Origin of the sequence: Frigoribacterium sp. Leaf44, from assembly GCF_001421865.1 — a bacterium.
Classification (GTDB): Bacteria; Actinomycetota; Actinomycetes; order Actinomycetales; family Microbacteriaceae; genus Frigoribacterium.
This window is the reverse complement of sequence record NZ_LMLG01000001.1, coordinates 967,742-992,203: the sequence shown is the minus strand read 5'-3', so window position 1 is coordinate 992,203 and position 24,462 is coordinate 967,742. Positions and strand designations below refer to the sequence as shown.

Genomic DNA, 24,462 nt, shown 5'->3' with positions numbered 1-24,462 from the left:
GCCGCGAGTCTACGAGCGCCCCGCCGCGGACGCTCAGGTCGCGGGAGGCTCGTCGCCGCCGGCCGCGCCGCTCGCCGGACCCGCGCCTCCCCCGACGGCGGCGTCGGCGGCGGGAGCCGCCTGCCGCAGCCACGAGAGGTCGCCCGAGTCGGTGTTCGTCGCGACGACGTCGGGTCGGTTCGGCCCGTACCGGACGATCGACACCGAGGCCGGGCCGACGCTGATGCGCTGGAACAGGTCGAGGTGCATGCCATAGGCGTCGGCGAGGATCGACTTGATGATGTCGCCGTGGCTGACCGCGACCCACACGGCACCCGGACCGTGTTCGGCCTCGAACGCGGCGTCGTGGCGACGGACCGCGGCGACCGCCCGGGCCTGCATGGTCCGGAGCGACTCGCCACCGGGGAACACCGCGGCCGACGGCTGGTTCTGCACGACCGACCAGAGCGACTCGCCCGCGAGCTCCGTGAGCGGCCGACCCTGCCAGTCGCCGTAGTCGCACTCGGTGATGCCCCGGTCGATCGGCGTCGCCGGCCTGCCGAACTGGCGGTCGAGGATCGCCCTCGACGTCTGACGGCAGCGCTCGAGGGGGCTCGACACGACGCCGACGAGCGGCACGACCGCGAGCCGCTCGGCCGTCCGCCGCGCCTGCTCGCGTCCGACGTCGTCGAGCCGGACGCCCGCCGTCCGTCCGGCGAGCACGCCGCTCGCGTTGGCGGTGGTGCGTCCGTGCCGGACGAGGACGAGGGTGGCCATGCCCCGAGCCTAGACACCGACGCTCGCGGCGGGGGCGCGACCACTCCCGCGCGCACCCAGGACGACGAGGAGGCGCGGTGCCCGTGTCCCGGCACCGCGCCTCCTGCGGTCTCCCGCCCGGCGGTCGGCGTGACTACGCCGAGGCGGCGGTGAGCGCCTCGACGAGCGGGGTCGTCGGGCGGCCGATCAGACCGGACAGGTCGCCGCTCGTGTCGGCGAGCAGCCCGTCGCGGATGTTGCCGTCGAGGGCGACGACGAAGCCGACCGTGCCCTCGTCCAGGCCGAAGCCGCGCAGGCGCTCGGCGTGCTGCTCGGGCGTGAGCGACTCGTAGCGCACGGGTCGGCCCGTGACGGTCGTGAGCGCCTCGGCGAACTCGTCGAAGTCCCAGGCGTGGTCGCCGGACAGCTCGAAGGTGCGACCGGCGGTCGATTCGTCGAGGGCCGCGGCCGCGGCGGCCTCGGCGTAGTCGCGCCGGCTGGCGCTGGCGACGCGGCCGTCGCCCACGCTCGCGGCGACCACGCCGGAGTCGCGGGCGGTGGCGATCTCGCCGACGTAGTTCTCGGTGTACCAGCCGTTCCGCAGCAGCGTGACGGGGACGCCGGAGGCGGCGAGGTGCTCCTCGGTCGCCTTGTGCTCGGGCGCGAGGATCAGGGGCGAGGTCGAGGCCGCGAGGACGCTCGTGTAGAGGATGCGGGCGACCCCGGCGGCTTTCGCGGCGTCGATCACGGCGGCGTGCTGCGGGACGCGCTGGCCCACGGCGTCGCTCGAGATCAGGACGACGACGTCGCCCGCGTCGATGACGGCCGCGATCGTGTCGGGTCGGGTGTAGTCGAGCTCGGCGGTGCGGACGCCGCGCTCGGCGAGGTCGGCCAGCTTCGAGACGTCGCGCGACGTGGCGACGACGCTCTCGGGGGCTGCGCCGCGGGCGAGGAGGGCCTCGACGACGAGGCGGCCGAGCTGGCCGGAAGCGGCGGTGACGATCGTGGACATGGTGTTCCTTTCGGTTGTGTGCCCGGGACAACGACGACGATCCACCGGGACTTCCCATCTGCAGGTACGCACCTTTTCGTAAGCTACTGACGTGGACGTCGGAATCGTGGACCCTGCCCGCCCTGCCCCCTCGGGTCGTTTCCCGGCGGAGTGCCCGAGTCGCGTGGTGCTGACCCACGTGACGAGTCGGTGGGGAGTGCTGATCCTGCTGGCGCTCGAACGCGGGCCGATGCGGTGGGGCGAGTTGCGACGCGAGATCGAGGGCGTCAGCGAGAAGATGCTCGCCTCGACCCTGAAGACCCTCGAGGCCGACGGCATCGTCCACCGCGCCGCCCAGCCGACGATCCCGCCGCGGGTCGACTACTCGCTGACCGAGCGCGGCACCGACCTCGCCGCGCGCCTCGTGCCCCTGATGGACTGGATCCTCGACAACGCCGACGAGATCGTCGCGGGCCGGTGACCGGTCGCCGCCTCACCTGCGCCCCGCGCGGGCCGGCCGCTCAGGCCTGCCCGGTGGACCAGAAGTAGGTCAAGGGGGCGTCGTTGACGAGACGGTCGCCGATCACCCGTTGCTGCAGCACCACGGGGTTGTGCGACGAGAGCGTCCTCGCGTTCCGCCAATGACGGTCGAGCACCCGGTCGCGGTCGGTGGCGCTGGCTCCGCCGACCTCGAACAGGGTGGTCGTCGCGCGCAGGGCCACCTCGACCACCGTCACCTGCGCCCGGATGGTGACGAGCTCGGCCGTCTCGATGCGATCGAACGCGTCCGGGTCTCCGGCCACCACGGCGTCGTGGGCACGGTCGATCGCCGCGGCCGCGCTCTGCACCAGGGACTCGGCCGCGAGGGCGTCCGCCGAGACCCGCCCCACGACCGACTGGACCAACGGGTCGGCGGCGGCCGTCGCCGCGACGCCCTGGCTGTAGGCGCGGGTGCGGGTGCGCACGAACTCGACGGCATCGCGTTCCGCCGCCGTCGCGACGCCGGCCAGCGAGGCCAGCAGCACGGTCTGCAGGAAGGCCGGCAAGGGCGTGCGACGCTCGTCGCGCTGGGGCCTGATCTGGGACGGCTCGACCCGCACGCCCTCGAAGCGCGTCGTCCCGCTGCCGGTGAGCCGCTGGCCGAAGCCGTTCCAGTCGTCGCGGACGTCGACCCCCTCGTCGTCGACCCGCACCGTCACGCCGACCACCCGGCCGGCCGGCGTCGTCGCGGTCACGGTCGTCCAGTCGGCGAAGAGCGTGCCCGTGCTGTAGTGCTTCTCGCCGTGCAGCCTCCAGCCGTCCCCGTCCGGCACGAGGTGCGTCACGAGCGACCCCACCCGGGCGGCGCTGCGCTCGTGGCTCGCGTTGCCGAACACCTCGCCCGCCGCGACCTGCTCGAGCCAGGGGCCGCGCCGTACGAGGTCGTCCGAGGTGTCGAGCAGCAACTCCTCGACGAAGGCGAAGTGCGCCCGCAGCAGTTGCGGCAGGTTCGAGTCGGCCCGCGCCAGCCGCACGAGCAGGGCGAACAGGTCGGACGGCCGGGCGCCGGAACCACCGAGCCCGACCGGCACGGTGACGGCCGTGAAGCCGGACTCCGCCAGCTGCCGCACCTGCTCGAACGGCAGCTCGCGCTTGCGCTCGCGGTCGACGGCGCCCTCGGCGATGCGGTCGAACACGGGCTCGAACCGGGCGAGCAGGTCCTCGCGGGTCGGCGTGGGAGTCGATGCGATGGTGGTCGTGTCGGTCATCGGGGGCCTCCGGTGGGATCGGTGGTGGTCGTGGTGGGACGTGTGGTGGTGGCGGACAGGCCACCACCGGGGACGGCGGCGAGCAGACGGCGCGTGTACTCGGCGACGGGACGTTCGAGCACCTGCTCGACCCGCCCCTCCTCGACGACCCGTCCGTCCTTCAGGACGAGCACGCGGTCGCTCACGTGCCGGATGACGCCGAGGTCGTGCGAGATGAACAGGGTCGACGTGCCGTAGCGGGCGCGGATGTCGGCCAACAGGTCGAGAACCTGCGCCTGCACCGACACGTCGAGGGCACTGACGGCCTCGTCGAGGACGAGCACGTCCGGGTCGGTGGCCAACGCGCGGGCGATGGCCACCCGCTGGCGCTGGCCACCCGAGAGGGTCGACGGGTGTCGGCCGGCCAGGTGGGGGTCGAGCCCGACCCCCACGAGCAGGTCGTCGACGCGGGCACGGGCGTCCGTCTCCGCGGCACCCCGACCGCCCCGCGCGCTCGCCGCGGCGCGGAGGGCTCCCGTGACGAGCTGGCCGACCGACCGACGAGGGTCGAACGAGCTCAGGGGGTCCTGCGAGACCGTCGCGATGCGCGGCCGGTCGGGTCGCCGCTCCCGCTCGTGCAGGGCGGACCAGGGCCGGCCCTCGAACAGCACCTCGCCCTCGTCCGGGGCCGTCAGGGCCAGGGCGATCGCGGCGGTGGTCGACTTGCCCGAGCCCGACTCGCCGACGATGCCGAGGGTCTCGCCCGCGTGCAGGGTGAACGAGACGTCGTCGACGACCGTGCGGGTGACGCGGTCCGACCCCCGGTAGCGCTTGGTGACGTGACGCACCTCGAGCACGGGGGTGCCCGGGGCGGGGACGGGCCGGTCCACGGGACGTGCCGCCAGGGTCGCCGGTGCCGCCGACGAGAGGCGGCTGCCGCGGGCGTGCGCCGTGGGGATCGCCGCCAGCAGGCGCTGCGTGTAGGGGTGGCTCGGCGCCCCGAGCACCTGGTCGGTCGGCCCCTGCTCGACCACGACGCCGTGCTGCATGACCACGACCTCGTCGGCGAGTCGTTCGACCACACCGAGGTCGTGGCTGATGAGGACGAGCCCCGCGCCGCCGGTGCGCAACTCGTCGAGCAGGGCGAGGATCTGCGCCTGGACGGTCGTGTCGAGCGCGGTGGTCGGCTCGTCGGCGATCAGGACCGCGGGCTCGAGGGCCACGGCCGCGGCGATGAGTGCGCGCTGCCGGAGGCCTCCGGACAGTTGCGAGGGCAGCTGGCGGGCCCGGAGGCGCGGTTCGGGGACGCCGACCCGTTCGAGCAGCTCGATCACCCGGGCCTCGCGGGCCCGCCGATCGCCGTACCGGTGGACGCGGAGGGGCTCCGCGATCTCGGCCCCGACGCGGCGCAGGGGGTCGAGCGAGACGAGGGCGTCCTGCAGGACGTACCCGATCTCACGACCGCGCAGGCGCTGCCAGTCGCGGTCGCCGAGGTCGGTGAGGTCGCGACCGGCGAGCCGGAGGGTCGAGGCGGTCGTCGCGGCGGTGTGGCCGTTCAGTCCGAGCAGCGCCTTGGCCGTGACGCTCTTCCCCGAGCCGGACTCCCCCACGATGGCCGTGCAGCGCCCGGCCTCGACGGTGAACGAGACGTCGCGGACGACCGTGCTGCCGCCGAACGCGACCGACAGGCCCCGCACGTCGACGAGCGGGCCGGCCGTGTCGAGTCGCACGGCCTCGGGGTCGAGGACGGGTTCGGGGCTCATCGCGCGCCTCCCGGGGTGGTGAGGGTCTGGATGCTGCGGCCGACGGCCGTCAGCGACAACGCGAGCAACACGATGACGACGCCGGGGAAGAAGTCGAGCCACCAGGCCTGCTGCAGGTAGTTGCGGCCGGCGTTGAGCATCGCGCCCCACTCCGGGGCCGGGGGCTGGACGCCCATGCCGAGGAAGCCCAGCGCCGACGCCCAGACGATCGCCTGGCCGATGCCCAGGGTGACCAACACGGTCAACGGCCGGAACGCGTTGGGCAGCAGGGTGTGGACGAGCACGTGGACCGGCCCGTGGCCCAGGGCGCGCTCCGCTTGGACGTAGGGCGAGTCCCGCACGGCGAGCACCTGACCACGGACCATCCGGGCGTAGCCGGGGATCGTGGCGACGCCGACGGCGAGGATCTGCGTCCCGGCCGAGTTGCCGGCGATCGCGACGAGGACGAGGGCGAGCAGGATGCCGGGGAACGCGTAGAGCACCTCGATCACGCGGGTGACGACCGCGTCGACGGCCCGACCGCCGAGTCCCCCGAGCAGGCCCAGCAACGTGGCGCCGGCCAGCCCGAGGGCGGTCGCCCCCACGCCGATCAGCACCGACTGCCCGGCCCCGTGCACGACGCGCGAGTAGACGTCGCGCCCGGACTGGTCCGTGCCGAACACGTGCTCGGCGCTCGGCGCTGCGAAGCTCTTCGCGAGGTCGATCGCGAGGGGGTCGGCCGGCGCGAGCAGACTCGGCCAGACCGCCGCGAGGAGGACGGCCGCGATGAAGGCGACGGCCACCCAGGTCGAGACCCGGCGGAGCGGGTGGGAGGCGCGGCGCACGCGACGCGGACCGGGCGCGGTGGCCGCCGGGTCGGCGTCGTGCAGACCGACCTCGTGCGGACCGGCGTCGTGCGGACCGGTCGGCCGGTCGGTCGCGGCGGGGACGGGGGGCGCCGCGGTGGCGGTGGACGTGGTGCTCATGCGGGTGCTCCGATCGTGGTGCGCAGCCGGGGATCGACGGCGACGTACGCGACGTCGGTGAGGACGTTCGCGACGACGTAGACGAGGGCCACGACGAAGGTGATGCCGATGACGAGCGGGAGGTCCTGCGCGTTCACCGCGGTGACGAGCACCTGGCCGACGCCCTGGCGGGCGAAGACGACCTCGACGACGACCGCGCCCGAGATCAGCGAGCCGAGGCCCCACCCCGAGAGGGTGATGCCCGGCAGGGCGGCGTGGCGGAGGAGGTGTCGTGCCCGGACGGCCGCCTCGGACAAGCCACGAGCCCGTGCCGAGAGGGCGAACGGCTGGTCCTGGGCGTCCTCGAACTCGTCGCGCGTCACCTGCCCGAGGAACCCGGCCAGCGGGATCGCCAGGGTCAGGGCCGGCAGGACGAGTCCGGGCAGTCCCGTGCCGATCACCGGGAACCAGCCGAGGCGCACCGCGAAGACGAGCAACAGGACGAGGCCGAGCCAGAACTGCGGCAGACCGGCCGCGACCGTCTCGACGACCGAGCCGATCCGGCCCAGGAGGCCGCGCCTCCCGGCGGTGAGCAACGTCGACGTGATCGACAACAGCCAGGCGAGACCGAGCGCGGTGGCCGTGAGGGCCAGGGTCGAGCCGAGCTGGCCGCCGATGACGCTGACGACCGATTGCTTGAGTGTGTAGGACTCGCCGAAGTCGAGCCGGACGAGGCCGAGCAGGAACGACCCGTACTGCGCGAGCAAGGGACGGTCGAACCCGTACTGAGCGGTGACGGCGGCGACGGCCTCGGGTGTCGGGTGGGCGGCCGCGCCGCCGAGGATCGCCACGGCCGGGTCGCCCGGCACGGCGTGCTCGAGGAAGAACACGATGGTGCCGACGGCCAGCAGCAGGACGATCGACTCGGCGACGCGACGGGCGATGCGCAGGACCCAGGGGTTCATCGGTCGCCGCCGTCCACGAAGTAGGCGTCCGACAGCACCGGCTCGCCCTCGGAGGGCTCGATCCACACGTCCTTCACCCGGTTCGAGATGCCCAACCGGGTCTGGATCGGGTAGAGCGGCAGGCTCCAGGCCTTCGAGGTGAGGATGCGCTGGGCCTCGGAGTAGAGCACCGCCTGTTCGGTCGGATCGGTGGTGGCCGTACCCGCGATCAGGACGCGGTCGAGCTCGTCGTCGGAGGCGAAGGCCGAGTTCTGACCGTTGCCGACGTCGAGGGTCGCCTTCGAGTACTTGATGTACATCACGTGCGGCGTGGGGCTGTTCCAGTAGTTGCCGATGAGGTCGTACGCGTCGGGATCGCCCCAGACGGCGTTCATGCTGGCGGAGTCCAGCGCCTCGAGGTCGACCTCGATGCCCACCTCCTTCTCCATCGCCTGGATGTTCTGCAGGATCGTCAGGTCGGCGGGCGGCGTCTCGGCACCGTCCGCGTTGTAGGGCAGGCGCACGGTCAGGGTCTCTCCGTCCTTGGTGCGGTGTCCGTCCTCGTCGCGGCCGGTCCACCCGGCGTCGTCGAGCAGGCGGTTCGCCTCGTCGGGGTCGTACGGGAACGGCTCGTGGAAGGTCTCGTCGTAGTGCGGCGTACCGGACGAGACGGCGTCGCCCTCGTACGGGAACACGCCGGCGTAGGCGCTCTCGACGGCGGCACGGGCGTTGGAGGCGTGGACGAAGGCCTTCCGCACCCGGATGTCGTCGAACACCGGGCTGGTCGTGTTGAGGTCGAGGCTGAACGGCGAGCCCGAGTGGACGAACTCCTGCAGGCTGATCGCGGGGTCGGCCTCGGCGAGCTGCTGGCTCTCGGGCGGCACGTTGAAGATGACGTCGGCCTCGCCCGAGCCGAGGGCGCCGTACCGGGTGGTGTTGTCCTTGAGGAACCGCCAGGTGATGCCGTCGAGGTAGGCGGGGCCCTGGTGCTTCGCGTCGGCGGGGGCCGAGTCGTAGTCGTCGTTGCGCACGAGCTGCACGTCTCGGCCGTGGTTCCACGCGACGACCTCGAACGGTCCGGTGCCGACCGGCGACTCGCAGTTCTCCTCGAGGCCGCGCGCCATCGCCTTCGGCGACTCGATGCCGAAGAACGCCTGCGACAGGGCGGCGAGCAGCGGCGAGTAGGGGCGGGAGAGGTCGATCCGGACGACGTGCTCGGACAGGGCGGTCGCGCTCTCGAAGTACCCGGTCAGGTAGAGCAGGTCGGTCGACGACTGCGTGGCCGGGTCGAGGATCTGGGTGAAGTTGTCGACGACGGCCTGCGCGTCGAGCGGGGTGCCGTCGTGGAACTCGACGCGCTCCTTCAGGGTGAAGTCGTACTGCGTGCCGTCGTCCGAGATCGTCCACGAGGTGGCGAGCCAGGGCACGACGCTGCCGTCCGCCTGCAGCGAGACGAGGGAGTCGAGGTACTGCCGGGCGACGTAGGTCTGGGGCATGTCCCCCGAGTTGTGCGGGTCGAGGCAGGTGGGCTCGCGGTCGGTGGCGTAGACCAGGGTGCCGCCGCGGACGGGGCCACGGTCGACGACCTCGGCGGAGGCCGCGCCCGAGCAGCCGGCGAGCAGCGCGACGAGCGCGGTGGCGGCCGTGGTGGCCACGGGGAGGCGTCGGGAGGGAGGTCGGAACATGGGCGAACCTTTCGTCGAGGCCCGAACCTACGGACGCCTCGGCCGCCCGACCAGTCACGTGACGCCACGCGACACCCGTCGTCTCAAACCGTCACACGCGCCCCCGGCACTTGCGGTGGGCCCTCGTGCGCGGTGTCCGTGACCGTTCCGGTGTCGACCTTCCGGCATACCCGACCGGCACCTCCGGCCCAGGACTCCCCCCGACCTCGCGAAGTCGTCCGGGGCGTCCGCCCATGGCCACCTGGTTGAGTTGGTCCTGACGGCCGACGCGACGAAGGGGCAGGCAGCACATGGGCATCTCGGAGAAGGACTACGACGTGGCCGTCATCGGTGCCGGTCCGGCGGGCACCGCGGCAGCCCTGCGGGCGGCCGAGCTCGGGGCTCGCGTCGTCGTCCTCGAAGCGGGCCGCGAGGGCGGCACCTGCGTGAACACCGGGTGCGTGCCCACGCGGGTGCTGGCCAAGACGGCCCGGCTGATCCGCGAGACCCGACATGCCGACGTCTACGGCGTCGACGTCGCGCCCCCGACGATCGACTGGGCGTCGACCGTCGCGCGCGTCCGGGAGCGCGTCGACAAGGTCCGGTCGATCAAGCGGGAGGCCGAGCGGTTCGGGGCCGCGGGGGTCGAGCTGGTCCACGAGGGCCGGGCCCGGTTCGTCGACGACTCGACCCTCGTCCTCGACAGCGGGCGGACGATCTCGGCGGCGTCGATCCTGATCTGCGTCGGTGGCCACTCGCGCCGTCTGCCGATCCCGGGCGGCGAGCTGGCCACCGTGCCCGAACACGTCCTGGACCTGCCTGCCCTCCCCCGGCGGGTGGCCGTGATCGGTGCGGGCAACACGGGCGCGCAGCTCGTCACCGTGTTCGACGCGTTCGGCAGTGCGGTCACGCTCCTCGACCTCGCGCCGCGGGTCCTGATGGCGTCCGACGCCTCCGTCTCCAAGGTCGTCGCCGGTGCCTTCACCGATCAGGGCATCGACGTCCGGACGGGCATCGACGGCGTCGAGAGCCTCGCCCGCGCCGACGACGGCTCGATCACCCTGACCTGGCGGCAGGACGACACGACGCCCTCGGCCGACTTCGACGTCGTCGTCATGGCCACGGGCTGGCCCGCCGACGTGGACGACCTCGGTCTCGAGAAGGCCGGCATCGACGTGGAGCGCTCGTCGATCCCCGTCGACCGGTACTTCCGGACCGTCGTGCCGCACGTGTTCGCCGTGGGCGACGCCAACGGCCGCGACATGCTGGTCCAGGCCGCCCAGTTCGAGGGCGAGGCCGCCGCCGAGAACGCCGTCCTCGGCGCCAACCGCCGCACGCCGCACCACCTCCTGCCGGCCGGTGGGTTCACCGACCCGGACTACGCCGGCGTCGGCCTCACCGAAGAACAGGCCCGTGAGGCGGACGAGTCGTGCGTGGTCGTCACGATCCCGTACTCGACCGTGGACCGGGCCGTGATCGACGATCGCGAGACGGGGTTCCTCAAGCTGATCGCCGACCGTCGGCGCGAACTCGTGCTCGGCGCCCATGCCGTCGGCGAGAACGCCGTCGAGGTGGTCCAGGCGGTCACCACCGCCATGGCCGGCGGTGTCGACGTCGCCACCCTGGCCGAGGTGCGCTTCGCCTATCCCACCTACAGCGCGGTGATCGGCATGGCGGCCCGGGCCGTGCTGGCGGATCGCACCGCGCGCTAGGAGCAGGTCGGCGGTGGTCATCGTGGCACGATGGATCACCCGCCCCGACCGAAAGCCACGATGCGCCTCCTCCTCATCCGCCACGGCGAGACCGCCGACAACGTCGCCCGCACCATCGGCTCGCGACCTCCGGGCCCGCCGCTCTCTCCGCTCGGCCGCGAACAGGCCGCCGACCTCGCGACGGCCCTGGCCCACGAACCGATCGTCGCCGTGCACTCGTCGCGCCTGCGCCGGGCCGGCGAGACCGCCGTGATCGTCGCCGACGGCCTCGGGCTCCCTCACCACGAGGTGGACGGTGCCCACGAGATCGACGCCGGCGACCTCGAGGGGCTGCCCTACGCCGAGGCCCTGCCCCGGTACGCCGGCACCATGCAGAGGTGGTGGACCGATCCGGAGGCGCGCATCCCGGGAGGCGAGAGCGGCACCGAGTTCACGGCCCGGTTCCGTGCGGCGGTCGATCGGGTCGTCGCCGCGACACCGGCCGACTCGACCGCGGTCCTCGTCTCGCACGAAGCCGCCATCTGCGTCTGGGCGGCGGACACCGCCCTCAACCTCGACGCCGCGTTCAGTCGCACCCACGGGCTCCGCAACACCGGCTCGGTCGTCCTCGAGGGCTCGACCGAGGGCGGCTGGGTCGCCGTCTCGTGGGACGGCGAACCCCTGGCGCACTGAGCCGCGCGTCCGACGACCAGACCGCAGCGCGCCTCCTACGGGCCGCCGAGCCAGTGGTCGATGCGGTGGTGGTCCGGGCGGAAGCCGTTCTGGACGCCCCACAGCACGGCCTGCGTCCGGCTCGTCGCGCCGATGCGTCGGTAGACCGATCGGATGTAGGACTTGACCGTGTTCGGGCTGAGGTAGGTGAGCGCCGCGACCTCGGCGTTGCTCTTCCCCTGGGTGATGAGGGCCAGGATCTCGGACTCGCGGTCGGTGATGCCCTCGCGGCGGCCGGGCCAGTCGAGGCCCGGCGCGCTCGGTGCCCGCCCCCGCACCTCGCTGACGACCCGTTCGCCCCGGTGGACCGCCTCGAGCGCCTCGACCAGTTCGCGGGCGCCGAGGGTCTTCGAGAGGTACCCGTGCACGCCCTGCGCGAGAGCCGACTCGACGAGCTCGGGGTGGAAGTTCCAGGTGTAGACGACGACCTTGCCGGCTGCCGGGTTGGCGACCAGTTCGGCGAGCTCGTGGTGGTCGGACTCCGGCTGGGCGAACGAGTCGTAGAGGACGACGTCGACCCGGTCGGACAGGGACGTCGTGGCGTCGATCTCGGCGACGACGACCCGGTCGCGGTAGCGGTCGAACATGTGGGCGAGACCGGCGAGCACGACGTCGTAGTCGTCGACGAGTGCGACGGTGATCGACCGGGTCGGAGCGAGGGGCATGAGGACACCATCCCACCCCGAGGGGTGTGCCGCCACACCTCCAGGGGTGGTCTGCTGGGTCCTGCGACACCACGGCACCGACGGTGCCGGTCGCCCATCTCTCCCGGAAGGAGAACACCATGATCGGTCTCATCATCAGCTTGCTCGTCGTCGGCCTCATCGCAGGGTTCATCGCCCGCGCGGTCGTCCCGGGTCGCCAGAGCCTCTCGATCGCCATGACGATCCTGCTCGGCATCATCGGTTCGTTCGTCGGCGGGTTCCTCGGCTTCCTGCTGTTCCAGCACGACCCCACGGACGGGTTCTTCCAGCCCGCCGGCATCATCGGCTCGATCATCGGCGCGATCGTCGTCCTCGTGATCTGGGTCGCCGTCTCGGGTCGCCGCAGCGCCGCTCGCCGCTGAGCCCCGGTCGCCGGTCGGGGCGGCTGTGCCACGGCCGCCCCGGGTCGCACCGACGCAGGAGCACGCGCACCGCACCGTCGGACCGCCCCGATCGGTACTCGCCCCCGGGTCAGGACGCGAGCGAGCGGCGGAGCGTCCGGACGATCTGCGCGCGGGCGATGCGACCCGACCGGATGGGCAGCAGCGGGTACGCGTGGATCTCGCCGTCCCCTTCGTGCCACTCGAGCTCGACGCCGGCCGCCGCGGCACGGTCGCGAAGGAGGTGCGCGTCGGGGTTCAGGACGTCTCGCGTCCCCGTGAACACCGTCACCGGGCCCAGCCCAGCGAGGTCGCCGAACAGGGGGCTGACGACGGGGTCGCGCAGGTCGAGCTCGCCCCGCCAGTGCTCGGCGAGCACGCGTCCGCCGGGCGTCCCGAGCCACGGGTCGGTCGGCTGCACCTCGGGGATGCGGGGGTTGCTCCAGGTGAGGTCGAGTGCCGGGGCGATCAGCACCGTCCGGGCGACGACGACGCCCGCGTCACGCAACGACAGGGCGGCGGACAGCACGATCTGACCGCCGGCCGAGTCCCCCGCGAGGGCGACCGGGCCGTCTGCCGACGCGACCAGGTCGAGGATGCCGACCCGCGCCTCCTCGGCCGTCCCGTACGGGACCAGCGGGTAGATCGGCAGGACGACCGTCGTGCGGACCTCGGCGGCGAGCTGGGCGGCGAGGTGCCAGTGCTGCGACACGATCTCGCCCACCCAGCCGCCGCCGTGGGCGTAGACGACGGTGCCGCGCGACGCACCGTCACGCCGCGTGATCGTGTAGACCGGCCAGCCGCCGCGCTGCTCGACGTCGACCCGGACGTCGTCCCGGAGGACGGCAGGCGGGCCGTACGGTGCCGGGCGGAGGGACGACCGACGGATGCGCCGACGCGCCCCGGCCTCGGTGACGAAGGTGCGGTTCGCCCCCGTCGCCCGCAGGAACACCGGGACCGCCGCCCGGGGCAGGACGAGCCTCGCGGCGAGGGGCACCCGGACGGTCTCTCGGGAGGTGCGGGAGGTGCGGGAGGGCATCCGAGGGAGGCGCGTGGTCACGGCCGCGACGATACCCCGGCTGCCGCCCGGGTGGGTGCCGATCAGCGCGCCGGCGCCGGACCGTATTCGACCGTCACGGCACCAGGCAGATCGTCGTGATGTCGACCGTCGGCCCGGCCCTCACGTACGACCACCGCTCGATCCAGTCGGCCTCGGGGACGATCTGGTCGAAGTCGACCCGGTCCTGCTCGGCCCCGATCCCCTCGCTCGACCAGAGCTCGCGCACGCCGTCGAGGTCGGTGCGGGTGCCCGGCAGCACGTGGACCCCGTCGGGCAGCAGTGGTTCGCCGGACGCGTCGACGAGGCCGTCCGCGGAGTACGAGTAGCTCCACACGACCCCGGGATCGTCGTTGTCGAGGAGGCACTCCTCGCTGTACGCCCGGACGGTCGAGCCGTCGGCGCGCAAGCCTTCGGTCGGATCGCCGCCGAGGGCTCGGACGGTGTCGTCACCGAGCGCGCGCAGCTCGTCGCCCGCCTCCTCGCCCGTGTACCGCTGCTCGGCCACGGACGGCGGCTGCGCCGTCCGGTACCGGTCCGCCGCCACCGAGGAGAACTGCAGGACGACGGCGAGTCCACAGGTCACGAGTCCGACCACGAGCACGAGGGTGGCCACGACGAAGGCCACGCCCGAGAGCGACGGGTCGCGGCGCCGGGCGTGCACCTGCCTGACGAACGCGACCAGCGGCACGCCGACGCCGATCGCGGCACCGACGACGAGCCACCCGGTGAGGCCGAAGCCGCCCGTCGGATCGTCGGTCGGCTCGAGGAGGCGCGACAGGACGGCCGTCAGCTGCACGATCCAGCCCACGACGAGGGCCACCGGCAACGTCAGGGCGACCGCGACGCCGCTGCCCCGACCGGTCGTCGTCGTGTGCTCGGTCGCTGCGCCCTCGACCTGCGCCCCGTCGACCGGCTCCTGTGGTCGTCCGTCCATCCCAGCCCCCTGTCGACGTCCTCAGCCCATCCTGGTCCATCGAGACGAAGGACTGCGGGACACTCCTCCTGACCGGCGTGGGTCGCGACGACCACGTCGACGTGGCCCCGGCGACAACCGGTCGGACATCCGACGACTGCCGCGACGACGACCCCCGACAGGTCACCTGACGTGCGGTGTCACTCCTCGACGTCGACGCCGTCGGTGACGGACTCGACGTCGTGGCCGCTCCATTCCTGCAGCCGCGCGGCGACGATCTCCCGTCTCCCACGAAGGAACCGTGGGATATTCGCGTCCCACAGCTCGGGCCGGGGCAGGAGCACAGCAGGCCTCCGGCCGGTCCACCGGGTCGGGAACACGTGACGGCCGCGGAACGGCACCAGGTAGGCGACGCCGTCGCTCGCCTCGGCGATGGAGTAACCGACACCGATGTGGAGGTCTCTGTCGGCCCCGGGACGGTTGCCGGCCAGCCTCGGACGCGACGGCGATACAGGCACCGGAAGCACGCCCGGGGAGACTTTCGCGTCGGGGTTCAGCGTCGGCCGGTCGGGTGCGTTGTCCACGCGCGGGTAGCCGTCTTCCCAGCGCCGGACGAACGGCGCCATGGGCAGGACGTGCTGGTAGATGGGGGTGCCGCGGATGGCGAGGCCCCACAGGATGGTCTCGTTCGACACTGTGCAGCGCAGGTACGTGATGATGGTGTACTTCGTGTCGCTGATCAGCAAGTCGACGATCTCGTCGACAGGGACGTCGGCGCGGATGACCTCGAACCGGCCATCGGACAGACGCTCTTCGATGGCCCGTTGCGTCGGCCCGACTTCGAGGGCGACCTGCCCGGACGGGTACGTCTGCTCGACCGTCATGGCCTCCGCGTCGCAGCACGGGCATGGTTGCCGGGAGCCGCTGGTCTCCATGCCGACGAACTGCAGCGTCTCGTCGTACCAGGAGTCAGGGTCGAACACGACCGTGTGACCCGAATGCTCGATGAGCCGGCTGGTGACGATGTCGCACCGGCCGCGGAGCCACGGCGGGACGACCGCGTCCCACACCTCGGGACGTGGGACACGTACTTCCGGAGGCGACACACCCCACGCCGCCAGCAGCGACCAGCGCCGGTCGCCCTCCGAGTACCCGATGGTCTCCCGCTCCGGGTTCGACAGGGTGAACCCGTCACCGGTGAAGAACGGGTGCGCCGCCGGGACAGCCGTGTGACGGGAAGTCTCCAGCGAGACGGCCGGGACCGCTCCGTCGTCGCTCGTCTTCCTCCACCACATGACTCGACTATGCCAGGCCAGAAAGTCCTCGAGCTCCGCCCCGATTCCGCCGAGGTACTCGTCGAGAACACCACCGTGGCTGTGTGTGACCACGTCACGTTCGTCAGCCGCTTCCTGAAGCGCGATGCCAGTGGCCGCTTCCCGAACGTGCTCACGGTCGTCTTGCTCAGAGGGTCATTGCTGACCAAGACGTCTCAGGGTGGGCCCTACCGGGCTCGAACCGATGACATCCACGGTGTAAACGTGGCGCTCTACCAACTGAGCTAAAGGCCCTCGCGCCGGGACGAGCCGGGCGAGCGAGTACAGGTTAGCGGGTGGACGAGCCGACCCGCGCCTCCTGGGCAGTGGCCCGGGGACTCAGGCCGTGACGGGGACGAGGAGGTCGAGCGCGGCGCGGTAGTCGGCGAGCGAACGTTCTTGACCGGGCTCGGTGCCGAAGTGCTCGCGGATGACGCCGTCGACGTCGATCAGGAAGGTGGTGCGGGTCGCGAATCCCTTGTTCTCGAGGAAGACGCCGTACTCCTTCGAGACCTCGCCGTGCGGCCAGAAGTCGGCCAGCAGGGTGAAGTCGTAGCCCTTCTCCTCGGCGAAGGCGCGCAGCGTGGCCTTGGAGTCGACGGAGACGACCAGCAACTCGACGCGGTGGTCCTGGAACATCGCGAGGTTGTCGCGCAACGTGCAGAGCTCTTTGGTGCAGGTGCTGCTGAACGCCAGGGGGAAGAACACCAGGGCCACGGGCTTGACGCCCCGGAAGTCGCTCAACCGGACTCGCTCGCCGAACTGGTTCGGCAGGTCGAAGTCGGGAGCCTGGATGGCGTTCTCCAGAGCCATGGGTGCGTTCCTTTCGCGTCGACCCGGGCGGTCGGCGACTGACACGATCGCCGATCCTACGCCTCACGCGTCGGATTTCAAGCGGCGGCGTGGCCGGGCGTTCCCAGCGCGTGCCGAGCCTGCATCGGTCCGTGCAACTAGAGTGGGCTGGTCAGGCGGAGTGCGTCTCGGAACCCGGGCACGACGGGCCTGACATCTGTTTGTCCACTCCACGCGGTGGCCCTCCAAGAGACGGCTGCTCCACACAGATGATTGAGGTCAAGGGTGACGGTTAACGATCAGGACCCGTACACGGTCGACAAGGCCGATCGCGATCCCGAAGAGACCGCCGAGTGGCGCGAGTCGCTCGACGCTCTCGTTAAGGCGCAGGGTCACGAACGTGCCCGCGAGATCATGAAGAGCCTGCTCACCCGGTCGAGCGAGCTGCACCTGGGCGTGCCGATGGTGCCGAAGACGGACTACGTCAACACCATCGCCCCCGAAGACGAGCCCGAGTTCCCCGGTGACGAAGAACTCGAGCGCCGCTACCGCAAGTGGGTCCGCTGGAACGCCGCGATCACCGTGCACCGCGCACAGCGCCCCGGCATCTCCGTCGGTGGCCACATCTCGACCTACGCCTCGTCGGCCGCCCTGTACGAGGTCGGCAACAACCACTTCTTCCGCGGCCAGGACCACTCCGGCGGTGGCGACCAGGTGTTCTTCCAGGGCCACGCCTCCCCCGGCATGTACGCCCGCGCCTACCTCGAGGGCCGTCTCGGCACCGACCAGCTCGACGGCTTCCGCCAAGAGAAGTCTCACGCCTCCGGTGGGCTGAGCTCGTACCCGCACCCGCGCCTCATGCCCGATTTCTGGCAGTTCCCGACCGTGTCGATGGGCCTCGGGCCGATCAACGCCATCTACCAGGCGCAGGTCGCGAAGTACCTCACCAACCGCGGCATCAAGGACGCCAGCGACCAGCAGGTCTGGGCGTTCCTCGGCGACGGCGAGATGGACGAGGTCGAGAGCCGCGGTCAGCTGCAGGTGGCGGCCAACGAAGGCCTCGACAACCTCAACTTCATCATCAACTGCAACCTGCAGCGCCTCGACGGTCCGGTCCGCGGCAACGGCAAGATCATCCAAGAACTCGAGTCGTTCTTCCGCGGCGCCGGCTGGAACGTCATCAAGGTCGTCTGGGGTCGCGAGTGGGACTCCCTCCTCGCCAACGACTCGAGCGGCGCGTTGCTCAACCTCATGAACACCACGCCCGACGGTGACTTCCAGACCTACAAGGCCGAGAGCGGCGGCTATGTCCGCGACAACTTCTTCGGCCGCGACCCCCGCGCACTCGAACTCGTCGCCGACTACTCCGACGACGACATCTGGAACCTCAAGCGCGGCGGCCACGACTACCGCAAGGTCTACGCCGCGTTCAAGGCCGCGACCGAGCACACGGGCCAGCCGACGGTCATCCTCGCCAAGACGGTCAAGGGCTACGGCCTCGGCAAGTCCTTCGAGGGCCGCAACGCGACCCACCAGATGAAGAAACTCACGCTCGACAACCTCAAGCAGTTCCGCGACGAGCTCCGCATCCCGATCAGCGACGCCCAACTCGACGAGAACCCCTACCTGCCGCCGTACTACCACCCCGGTCCGGACGACGACGCGATCCAGTACATGCAAGAGCGTCGTCGAGCGCTCGGTGGCTACGTGCCCGAGCGCCGCAGCAAGTACACGCAGATCGCCGTCCCCGAGGCGAAGACGTACGACGTCGTCAAGAAGGGCTCGGGCAAGCAAGAGGTCGCCACCACGATGGCCTTCGCCCGCCTGCTGAAAGACCTGCTGCGCTCGCCCGACTTCGGGCACCGCATCGTGCCGATCATCCCCGACGAGGCCCGAACCTTCGGCATGGACGCCTACTTCCCGACGTCCAAGATCTACAACCCGAACGGCCAGCACTACACGTCGGTCGACCGCGAACTGTTGCTGGCCTACAAGGAGAGCCCGCAGGGCCAGATCATCCACGTCGGCATCAACGAGGCCGGTGCGTTCGCGGCCTTCACCGCCGTCGGCACCTCGTACTCGACGCAGGGCGAACCGCTCATCCCGGTCTACGTCTTCTACTCGATGTTCGGGTTCCAGCGAACCGGCGACGCCATGTGGGCAGCCGGCGACCAGATGGCCCGCGGGTTCATCATCGGCGCCACCGCCGGGCGCACGACACTGACCGGCGAAGGCCTCCAGCACGCCGACGGCCACTCGCCGCTGCTCGCCTCGACGAACCCCGCGGTCGTCTCGTTCGACCCGGCCTTCGGCTACGAGCTCGGCCACATCGTCAAGTCGGGCATGGACCGCATGTACGGCACCGACGAGCACGGCAACGCGTCGCACTCCGACCCGAACGTCATGTACTACATCACCGTCTACAACGAGCCGATGGCCCAGCCCGTCGAGCCCGAGGGCCTCGACGTCGACGGTGTGGTGCGCGGCATCTACAAGCTCAAGGACGCCGAGAACCTGGGCCCCCGTGCCCAGCTGCTCGCGTCGGGCGTCGGTGTGCCGTGGGCGCTCGAGGCCCAGCAGCTGCTCGCCGACGACTGGAACGTCGCGGCCGACGTCTGGAGCGTCACCAGCTGGACCGAACTGCGCCGCGACGGCCTGGCCGCGGAAGAGCACAACTTCCTGCACCCGAACGACGAGCCCAAGACGCCGTACGTGACCGAGAAGTTGCAGGGTGCCGAGGGTCCGTTCATCGCCACCAGCGACTTCATGGCGGCCGTGCCCGACCAGATCCGCGAGTACGTGCCCGGCGACTACCTGACGCTCGGTGCCGACGGCTTCGGCTTCAGCGACACCCGGGCGGCTGCCCGCCGCTTCTTCAAGATCGACGGCCCGTCGGTCGTCGTCCGCACCCTGCAGGCCCTCGCCCGCCGGGGCGAGGTCGACCCGGGCGTCGTCCAGCAAGCAATCGACCGGTACCAGTTGCACGACGTCACCGCCGGTACCAGCGGCACCGCCGGTGGGGAGGCCTGACGACCCCGTGAGCACCGAGCGGGTGCCCACCTCGCCCCTGCAGCCGTCCGCGGCCACGAAAGAGCGCACGCTCGCGTGGCTGCGGACGGTCTCAGGCGAGCTGTCCACCGCGACCATCAAGCGCCTCGAAGAGACGCTGCCGTGGTACGGAGACATGCCCCCGGGGCGCCGTTCGGCGGTCGGGCTCGTCGCCCAGGCCGGCATCACCTCGTTCATCAGCTGGTTCGCCGACCCCAGGTCCACCCCCTGGATCGCGGCGGACGTGTTCGGCGCCGCCCCGCGTGAGCTGCTGCGCTCGGTCAGCCTGACCCAGACACTGCAGCTCATCCGCATCACCGTCGAGGTCGTCGAAGAACGCGTCAAGGACGGGGACGACTCGCTCCGCGAGGCGATCCTGCTCTACTCGCGCGAGATCGCCTTCGCCTCAGCCGACGTCTACGCCCGGGCCGCCGAGGCCCGCGGACTCTGGGACGCCCGTCTCGAAGCCCTGGTCGTCGACTCGATCCTCAGCGGCGAGTACGACGACGAGCTGCCCAGCCGCATCGCTGCGCTCGGCTGGCACGGTCACGGCGAGGTCGCCGTCCTCGTCGGCACGGCTCCTCGGATGCTCGACGTCGACATGCTTCGGCGCACGGCCCGGCACCGAGAAGCCGACGTGCTGATCGGAGTGCAGGGCAGCCGACTGGTGCTGGTCATCGGGCGGGCCGACCCTCTCGACGAGAGCAGCACCTCCTCGACCCACCCCAGCTTCACCGAGATCGCGCACGCCCTCGAACCCGGCTTCGGTGACGGGCACCTCGTGCTCGGCCACGAAGTGCCGAGCCTCGTCGACGCCTCCAAGAGCGCGAAGGCCGCCCTCGCCGGTTTCGCCGTCGCCCGGGCCTGGCGGAACGCACCCCGCCCCGTCCTCGCTGACGACCTGTTGCCCGAGCGTGCCCTCGCCGGCGACCCGGTGGCGCGATCGACGCTCGTCAACCGGATCTACAAGCCACTCAAGGCGCACTCCACCGAGCTGTTGACCACCCTTTGGTGCTACCTCGACAACGGGCGCTCGCTCGAGGCCACGGCTCGCGAACTCTTCGTGCACCCGAACACCGTGCGCTACCGTCTCAAGCGCGTCACGGACGTCATCGGATGGGACGCCACGGGTGCTCGCGAGGCGCTCATCCTGCAATCCGCACTCGTGCTCGGATCGATCGCCGACCCCGACGGGTCCGGGGTCCGCCGCAAGTGATCGGCGGCCATCCCTGGGGTCCGTCTGTGCGCTTCGACAACGTTCCCGCCCATCTTTGGTCGAGTTGCTACACCGCAGACCCGCTACTCATTGGCATGATGGACCAGTGATCGTTGTCGTAGCGCCCGGTCAGGGCTCCCAAACTCCCGGTTTCCTCGAACCCTGGCTGGCCGAACCCGACCAGCGTGACCTGCTGACGTCGCTCTCCGACGCGGCGGGTGTCGACCTCGTCGCGCACGGCACGACGTCGGACGCCGACACGATCCGTGACACCGCCGTCGCGCAGCCCCTCATCGTCGCCGCCGGCGTCCTGACCGCCCGTGCCCTCTTCCGCCACGTGGACCGCTCCGCGGTCGCCGGCGTCGCGGGCCACTCGGTCGGCGAGTTCACCGCCGCGGCCGTCAGCGGCGTGCTGAGCGACGTCGACGCCGTCACGCTCGTCGCCGAACGGGGCCGGGCCATGGCCGACGCCGCCGCCCTGGTCGAGACGGGCATGAGCGCCGTGCTCGGAGGCGACGAGGCCGAACTGCTCGCCCGTCTCGACGCCCTCGGGCTCTTCCCCGCCAACTACAACGGTGGCGGCCAGATCGTCGTCGCCGGCGAGACCGCCGCCCTCGCCGAGCTCGCGGCCGACCCGCCGGCCAAGAGCCGCGTCGTGCCCCTCCAGGTCGCCGGCGCCTTCCACACGCGATACATGCAGCCCGCCGTCGACCGCCTCCGCTCAGCCGCCGCCTCGGTCGCGGCCGCCGACCCGTCCACGACGCTCTGGACCAACCACGACGGCAGCGCGGTCACCTCGGGCGCCCGCTTCGTCGAGCTGCTCGTCGGTCAGGTCTCGTCCCCCGTCCGATGGGACGCGACCATGCGCTCGTTCGCCGACGCCGGCGTCACGGGAATCATCGAACTCGCCCCGGCGGGAGCCCTCACCGGTCTCGCCAAGCGTGCGCTGAGGGGTGTCCCCTCGGTCGCCGTCAAGACACCCGACGACCTGCAGGCCGCCGTCGACCTCATCGAGGGAGCAGCATGACCACCCCCCAGCTCAACCAGACGACCGGTGCGCAGTTCACCCGCATCTACGCACTCGGCGCCGCCCGGGGCGAGAACGTGGTGCCGAACGCCGACATCATCGAACCGATCAACTCCAGCGACGAGTGGATCCAGCAGCGCACCGGAGTGATCACCCGTCGCCGCGCGGGCAAGGACGTCAAGGTCGTCGACCTCGCCGAGGCCGCCGCCACCGAGGCCATCGCCAAGTCCGGCATCCGCCCCGACCAGATCGGTGCCGTCCTCGTGTCGACCATCGGTGCCGGCGTCGTGACCCCGTCGGTAGCCTCGCTGCTCGCCGAGCGCGTCGGTGCGAACCCGGCCGCCGCCTACGACATCTCGGCAGCCTGTGCCGGCTTCACCTACGGCATCGCGCAGGCGGACTCGTTCGTCAAGTCGGGCCTCGCCGAGTACGTCCTCGTCGTGGGTGCCGAGAAGCTCAGCGACGTCATCGACCCGACCGACCGCACGATCTCGTTCCTCCTCGCCGACGGAGCGGGTGCGGCGATCGTCGGTCCGTCCGACAGTGCCGGCATCGGCCCGACGGTCTGGGGCTCCGACGGCTCCAAGTGGGACGCCATCGGCATGACCAACACCATGGCCGAATACCGCGAGGGCGCGGGTGAGGTCCCCTGGCCGACCCTCCGCCAAGAAGGTCAGACGGTCTTCCGCTGGGCCGTCTGGGAGATGGCGAAGGTCGCGAAAGAGGCCCTCGACCGCGCGGGCGTCACCGCCGACCAGCTCTCGGCCTTCGTGCCGCACCAGGCCAACATGCGCATCATCGACGAGTTCGCCAAGCAGCTCGGCCTGCCCGAGTCCGTCGTGATCGGTCGCGACATCGCGACCACCGGCAACACCTCGGCCGCGAGCATCCCGCTCGCGACCCACCGACTGCTCGACGAGCACCCCGAGCTCAGCGGCGGCCTCGCCCTGCAGATCGGTTTCGGTGCCGGACTCGTGTTCGGCGCCCAGGTGGTCGTGCTGCCCTAGCGCGCCGCTGCCCGCCCGACCGCGGGGCGCTGTATAGGCTTTACCCCGGTCACATCGACACCCCCTCAAGGAGACAACACCATGGCACTGTCCACCGAAGAAGTCCTCGCCGGCCTCGCCGAGCTCGTCAACGACGAGACCGGGATCGCCACCGATACCGTCGAGATGGACAAGTCGTTCACCGACGACCTCGACATCGACTCGATCTCCATGATGACCATCGTCGTCAACGCCGAAGAGAAGTTCGACGTCAAGATCCCCGACGAAGAGGTCAAGAACCTCAAGACCGTCGGCGACGCCGTCACGTACATCCACAAGGCGCAGAACTAAGACGTCGGCCGCCCGGTCGCCTTGAGGGCGATCGGGCCCCGCCGCTGTGCCCTCGACGCCGTCGACCCCACGCCACCAGCCTCGGCTGCAGCCCGGGTCACGGCGTCGTCGTACATCGGCACAGCCCACCGACCGGCCCTCCCAGAAGGAACGTCAATGACCAAGAAGATCGTCGTCACCGGACTCGGCGCCACGAGTCCGCTCGGTGGCACCGCCACCGAGAGCTGGCAGAACCTGCTCGCCGGCCAGTCGGGCATCACCACGCTCGAACAGGACTGGGTCGCCAAGTACGAGCTGCCCGTCACCTTCGCCGGCCAGGCACGCACCCCCTCGGCCGACGTGCTCGACCGTCGAGAGATCAAGCGCCTCGACCCGTCGAGCCAGTTCGCGCTCACCGCCGCCCGCGAGGCCTGGGCCGACGCCGGCTCGCCCGAGGTCGTCCCCGAGCGCTTCATCGTCGACTGGGCCACCGGCATCGGCGGCGTCTGGACGCTGCTCGACGGGTGGGACACCCTGCGCGAGAAGGGCCCGCGACGCGTCCTGCCGATGACCGTCCCCATGCTCATGCCGAACGGTCCCGCCGCCGCCATCTCGATGAGCCTGGGTGCGCGCGCCGGAGCCCGCACGGTCGTCTCGGCCTGCGCCTCCAGCACCGAGTCGATCGCCATGGCCTACGAGCACCTGCAGTCCGGCCTCGCCGACATCGCCGTCGCCGGCGGCTCCGAGGCGGCCATCCACCCGATGCCCCTTGCCTCGTTCGCCGCCATGCAGGCTCTCTCGAAGCGCAACGACGACCCCGCCACGGCATCCCGTCCCTACGACGTCACGCGCGACGGCTTCGTCCTCGCCGAAGGCGGTGCTGCGCTCGTCCTCGAGACGGAAGAGCACGCCCTGGCCCGTGGGGCCCGCATCTACGCCGAGCTCATCGGTGGTGCGGTCACCAGCGACTCGTACCACATCACCGCTCCTGACCCCGAGGGCACCGGCGCCGCCCGGGCCGTCATCGCGACGCTCGAGAACGCCGGGGTCGACCGCGACCAGGTCGTCCACGTCAACGCCCACGCGACGAGCACCCCGGTCGGCGACATCGCCGAATACCACGCCATCAAGCGTGTCTTCGGCGACCACACCTCGAAGCTGATCGTCTCGGCGACCAAGGCGGCCACGGGCCACCTGCTCGGCGGCGCGGGCGGCATCGAGGCGCTGTTCACGGTCAAGGCCCTGCACGAGCGCCTCGCACCGCAGACGATCAACGTCACGCAGATGGACGACGAGATCGACATGGACGTCGTCGTCGGCGAACCCCGCCCCCTGCCCGAGGGCGAGATCGTCGCGATCAGCAACTCGTTCGGCTTCGGCGGCCACAACGCCGTCGTCGGTTTCCGCTCGGTCTGACCGGGCGGGCAGCGCAGGAGGCGCGGGTGGCGTGATCACGCCACCCGCGCCTCCTTCGTCGTCACCGGGGTGGCCCGGCGCGCACC

22 protein-coding genes and 1 tRNA gene are annotated in these 24,462 nt (G+C 71.4%); 10 read left to right on the top strand and 13 right to left on the bottom strand.

Annotation, left to right across the window (positions count from 1 at the left end):
- Nucleotides 1–33 precede the first annotated feature (33 nt).
- Together ASE87_RS04565 and ASE87_RS04560 are read right to left on the bottom strand one after the other, a co-directional pair.
- Entirely contained in the window at nt 34–756 is a 723-nt protein-coding gene (locus ASE87_RS04565; RefSeq protein WP_056226281.1) for a histidine phosphatase family protein, read from the bottom strand.
- A 133-nt stretch (nt 757–889) separates the two neighbouring features.
- Nucleotides 890–1,747: an SDR family oxidoreductase gene (locus ASE87_RS04560; RefSeq protein WP_056226279.1), complete on the bottom strand. Its 858-nt coding sequence runs from the start codon at nt 1,745–1,747 to the stop codon at nt 890–892.
- Nucleotides 1,748–1,838: 91 nt separating this feature from the next.
- On the opposite strand from ASE87_RS04560, the gene ASE87_RS04555 reads away from it, so the two are divergent.
- A complete protein-coding gene (locus ASE87_RS04555; RefSeq protein ID WP_082452291.1) occupies nt 1,839–2,207 on the top strand; it encodes a helix-turn-helix domain-containing protein in 369 nt (122 codons plus the stop codon).
- A 40-nt stretch (nt 2,208–2,247) separates the two neighbouring features.
- Here the strand turns inward: ASE87_RS04555 and ASE87_RS04550 are convergent, their stop codons facing one another.
- Genes ASE87_RS04550 through ASE87_RS04530 form a run of 5 tightly spaced genes read right to left on the bottom strand, consistent with a single transcriptional unit; the run spans nt 2,248 to nt 8,789 of the window.
- A complete protein-coding gene (locus ASE87_RS04550) occupies nt 2,248–3,474 on the bottom strand; it encodes an acyl-CoA dehydrogenase family protein (protein ID WP_056226276.1) in 1,227 nt (408 codons plus the stop codon).
- Nucleotides 3,471–5,216 (bottom strand): ABC transporter ATP-binding protein, encoded by a 1,746-nt coding sequence (locus ASE87_RS04545; protein WP_056226273.1) that lies wholly within the window; start codon nt 5,214–5,216, stop codon nt 3,471–3,473. The genes ASE87_RS04550 and ASE87_RS04545 overlap by 4 nt, the downstream gene beginning before the upstream one ends.
- Entirely contained in the window at nt 5,213–6,181 is a 969-nt protein-coding gene (locus tag ASE87_RS04540; RefSeq protein WP_082452290.1) for an ABC transporter permease, read from the bottom strand. Before ASE87_RS04540 ends, ASE87_RS04545 begins: the two co-directional genes overlap by 4 nt.
- Entirely contained in the window at nt 6,178–7,125 is a 948-nt protein-coding gene (locus tag ASE87_RS04535) for an ABC transporter permease (RefSeq protein WP_056226270.1), read from the bottom strand. Before ASE87_RS04535 ends, ASE87_RS04540 begins: the two co-directional genes overlap by 4 nt.
- A complete protein-coding gene (locus tag ASE87_RS04530) occupies nt 7,122–8,789 on the bottom strand; it encodes an ABC transporter substrate-binding protein (RefSeq protein ID WP_056226267.1) in 1,668 nt (555 codons plus the stop codon). Before ASE87_RS04530 ends, ASE87_RS04535 begins: the two co-directional genes overlap by 4 nt.
- Nucleotides 8,790–9,079: 290 nt before the next feature.
- Here ASE87_RS04530 and ASE87_RS04525 point away from each other — a divergent pair, with 290 nt between their 5' ends.
- Entirely contained in the window at nt 9,080–10,480 is a 1,401-nt protein-coding gene (locus ASE87_RS04525) for an NAD(P)/FAD-dependent oxidoreductase (RefSeq protein WP_056226263.1), read from the top strand.
- A 30-nt stretch (nt 10,481–10,510) separates the two neighbouring features.
- Nucleotides 10,511–11,152 carry a histidine phosphatase family protein gene (locus ASE87_RS04520; protein ID WP_200925439.1) on the top strand — a complete coding sequence of 214 codons (642 nt, stop codon included), beginning with the start codon at nt 10,511–10,513 and terminating at the stop codon, nt 11,150–11,152.
- A gap of 35 nt (nt 11,153–11,187) precedes the next feature.
- Here ASE87_RS04520 and ASE87_RS04515 read toward each other — a convergent pair whose 3' ends face one another.
- Complete coding sequence (locus ASE87_RS04515) at nt 11,188–11,856, bottom strand: DNA-binding response regulator (protein WP_043592622.1); 669 nt, start codon at nt 11,854–11,856, stop codon at nt 11,188–11,190.
- Between the two features lie 119 nt (nt 11,857–11,975).
- On the opposite strand from ASE87_RS04515, the gene ASE87_RS04510 reads away from it, so the two are divergent.
- The gene (locus ASE87_RS04510) at nt 11,976–12,257 is read left to right on the top strand and encodes a GlsB/YeaQ/YmgE family stress response membrane protein (RefSeq protein ID WP_056226870.1); all 282 of its coding nucleotides are present in this window, start codon (nt 11,976–11,978) and stop codon (nt 12,255–12,257) included.
- A gap of 109 nt (nt 12,258–12,366) precedes the next feature.
- Here ASE87_RS04510 and ASE87_RS04505 read toward each other — a convergent pair whose 3' ends face one another.
- The 5 genes from ASE87_RS04505 to ASE87_RS04485 all read right to left on the bottom strand — a co-directional run bounded on the left by ASE87_RS04505 (nt 12,367) and on the right by ASE87_RS04485 (nt 16,374).
- Nucleotides 12,367–13,335, bottom strand: coding sequence for an alpha/beta hydrolase fold domain-containing protein (locus ASE87_RS04505; protein ID WP_235472192.1), 969 nt, complete (start codon nt 13,333–13,335; stop codon nt 12,367–12,369).
- Between the two features lie 73 nt (nt 13,336–13,408).
- The gene (locus ASE87_RS04500) at nt 13,409–14,269 is read right to left on the bottom strand and encodes a hypothetical protein (RefSeq protein ID WP_056226253.1); all 861 of its coding nucleotides are present in this window, start codon (nt 14,267–14,269) and stop codon (nt 13,409–13,411) included.
- A 179-nt stretch (nt 14,270–14,448) separates the two neighbouring features.
- Nucleotides 14,449–15,636, bottom strand: coding sequence for a hypothetical protein (locus ASE87_RS04495; RefSeq protein WP_056226250.1), 1,188 nt, complete (start codon nt 15,634–15,636; stop codon nt 14,449–14,451).
- A 107-nt stretch (nt 15,637–15,743) separates the two neighbouring features.
- Nucleotides 15,744–15,816 (bottom strand) — tRNA-Val (locus ASE87_RS04490).
- 84 nt (nt 15,817–15,900) lie between these two features.
- Nucleotides 15,901–16,374 carry a peroxiredoxin gene (locus tag ASE87_RS04485; RefSeq protein ID WP_043592615.1) on the bottom strand — a complete coding sequence of 158 codons (474 nt, stop codon included), beginning with the start codon at nt 16,372–16,374 and terminating at the stop codon, nt 15,901–15,903.
- 264 nt (nt 16,375–16,638) lie between these two features.
- Between ASE87_RS04485 and aceE the strand changes: the two genes are divergently transcribed.
- From aceE to ASE87_RS04455, 6 genes are all read left to right on the top strand, one after another.
- The gene (aceE, locus tag ASE87_RS04480; protein WP_056226246.1) at nt 16,639–19,383 is read left to right on the top strand and encodes a pyruvate dehydrogenase (acetyl-transferring), homodimeric type; all 2,745 of its coding nucleotides are present in this window, start codon (nt 16,639–16,641) and stop codon (nt 19,381–19,383) included.
- 22 nt (nt 19,384–19,405) lie between these two features.
- Nucleotides 19,406–20,617 carry a CdaR family transcriptional regulator gene (locus ASE87_RS04475; RefSeq protein WP_043592836.1) on the top strand — a complete coding sequence of 404 codons (1,212 nt, stop codon included), beginning with the start codon at nt 19,406–19,408 and terminating at the stop codon, nt 20,615–20,617.
- 106 nt (nt 20,618–20,723) lie between these two features.
- Complete coding sequence (locus ASE87_RS04470; RefSeq protein WP_056226243.1) at nt 20,724–21,644, top strand: ACP S-malonyltransferase; 921 nt, start codon at nt 20,724–20,726, stop codon at nt 21,642–21,644.
- Nucleotides 21,641–22,651: a beta-ketoacyl-ACP synthase III gene (locus ASE87_RS04465; RefSeq protein ID WP_056226240.1), complete on the top strand. Its 1,011-nt coding sequence runs from the start codon at nt 21,641–21,643 to the stop codon at nt 22,649–22,651. Before ASE87_RS04470 ends, ASE87_RS04465 begins: the two co-directional genes overlap by 4 nt.
- A gap of 81 nt (nt 22,652–22,732) precedes the next feature.
- The gene (locus ASE87_RS04460) at nt 22,733–22,981 is read left to right on the top strand and encodes an acyl carrier protein (protein WP_043592609.1); all 249 of its coding nucleotides are present in this window, start codon (nt 22,733–22,735) and stop codon (nt 22,979–22,981) included.
- Between the two features lie 156 nt (nt 22,982–23,137).
- Nucleotides 23,138–24,376, top strand: coding sequence for a beta-ketoacyl synthase (locus ASE87_RS04455; RefSeq protein ID WP_043592607.1), 1,239 nt, complete (start codon nt 23,138–23,140; stop codon nt 24,374–24,376).
- Nucleotides 24,377–24,462 lie beyond the last annotated feature (86 nt).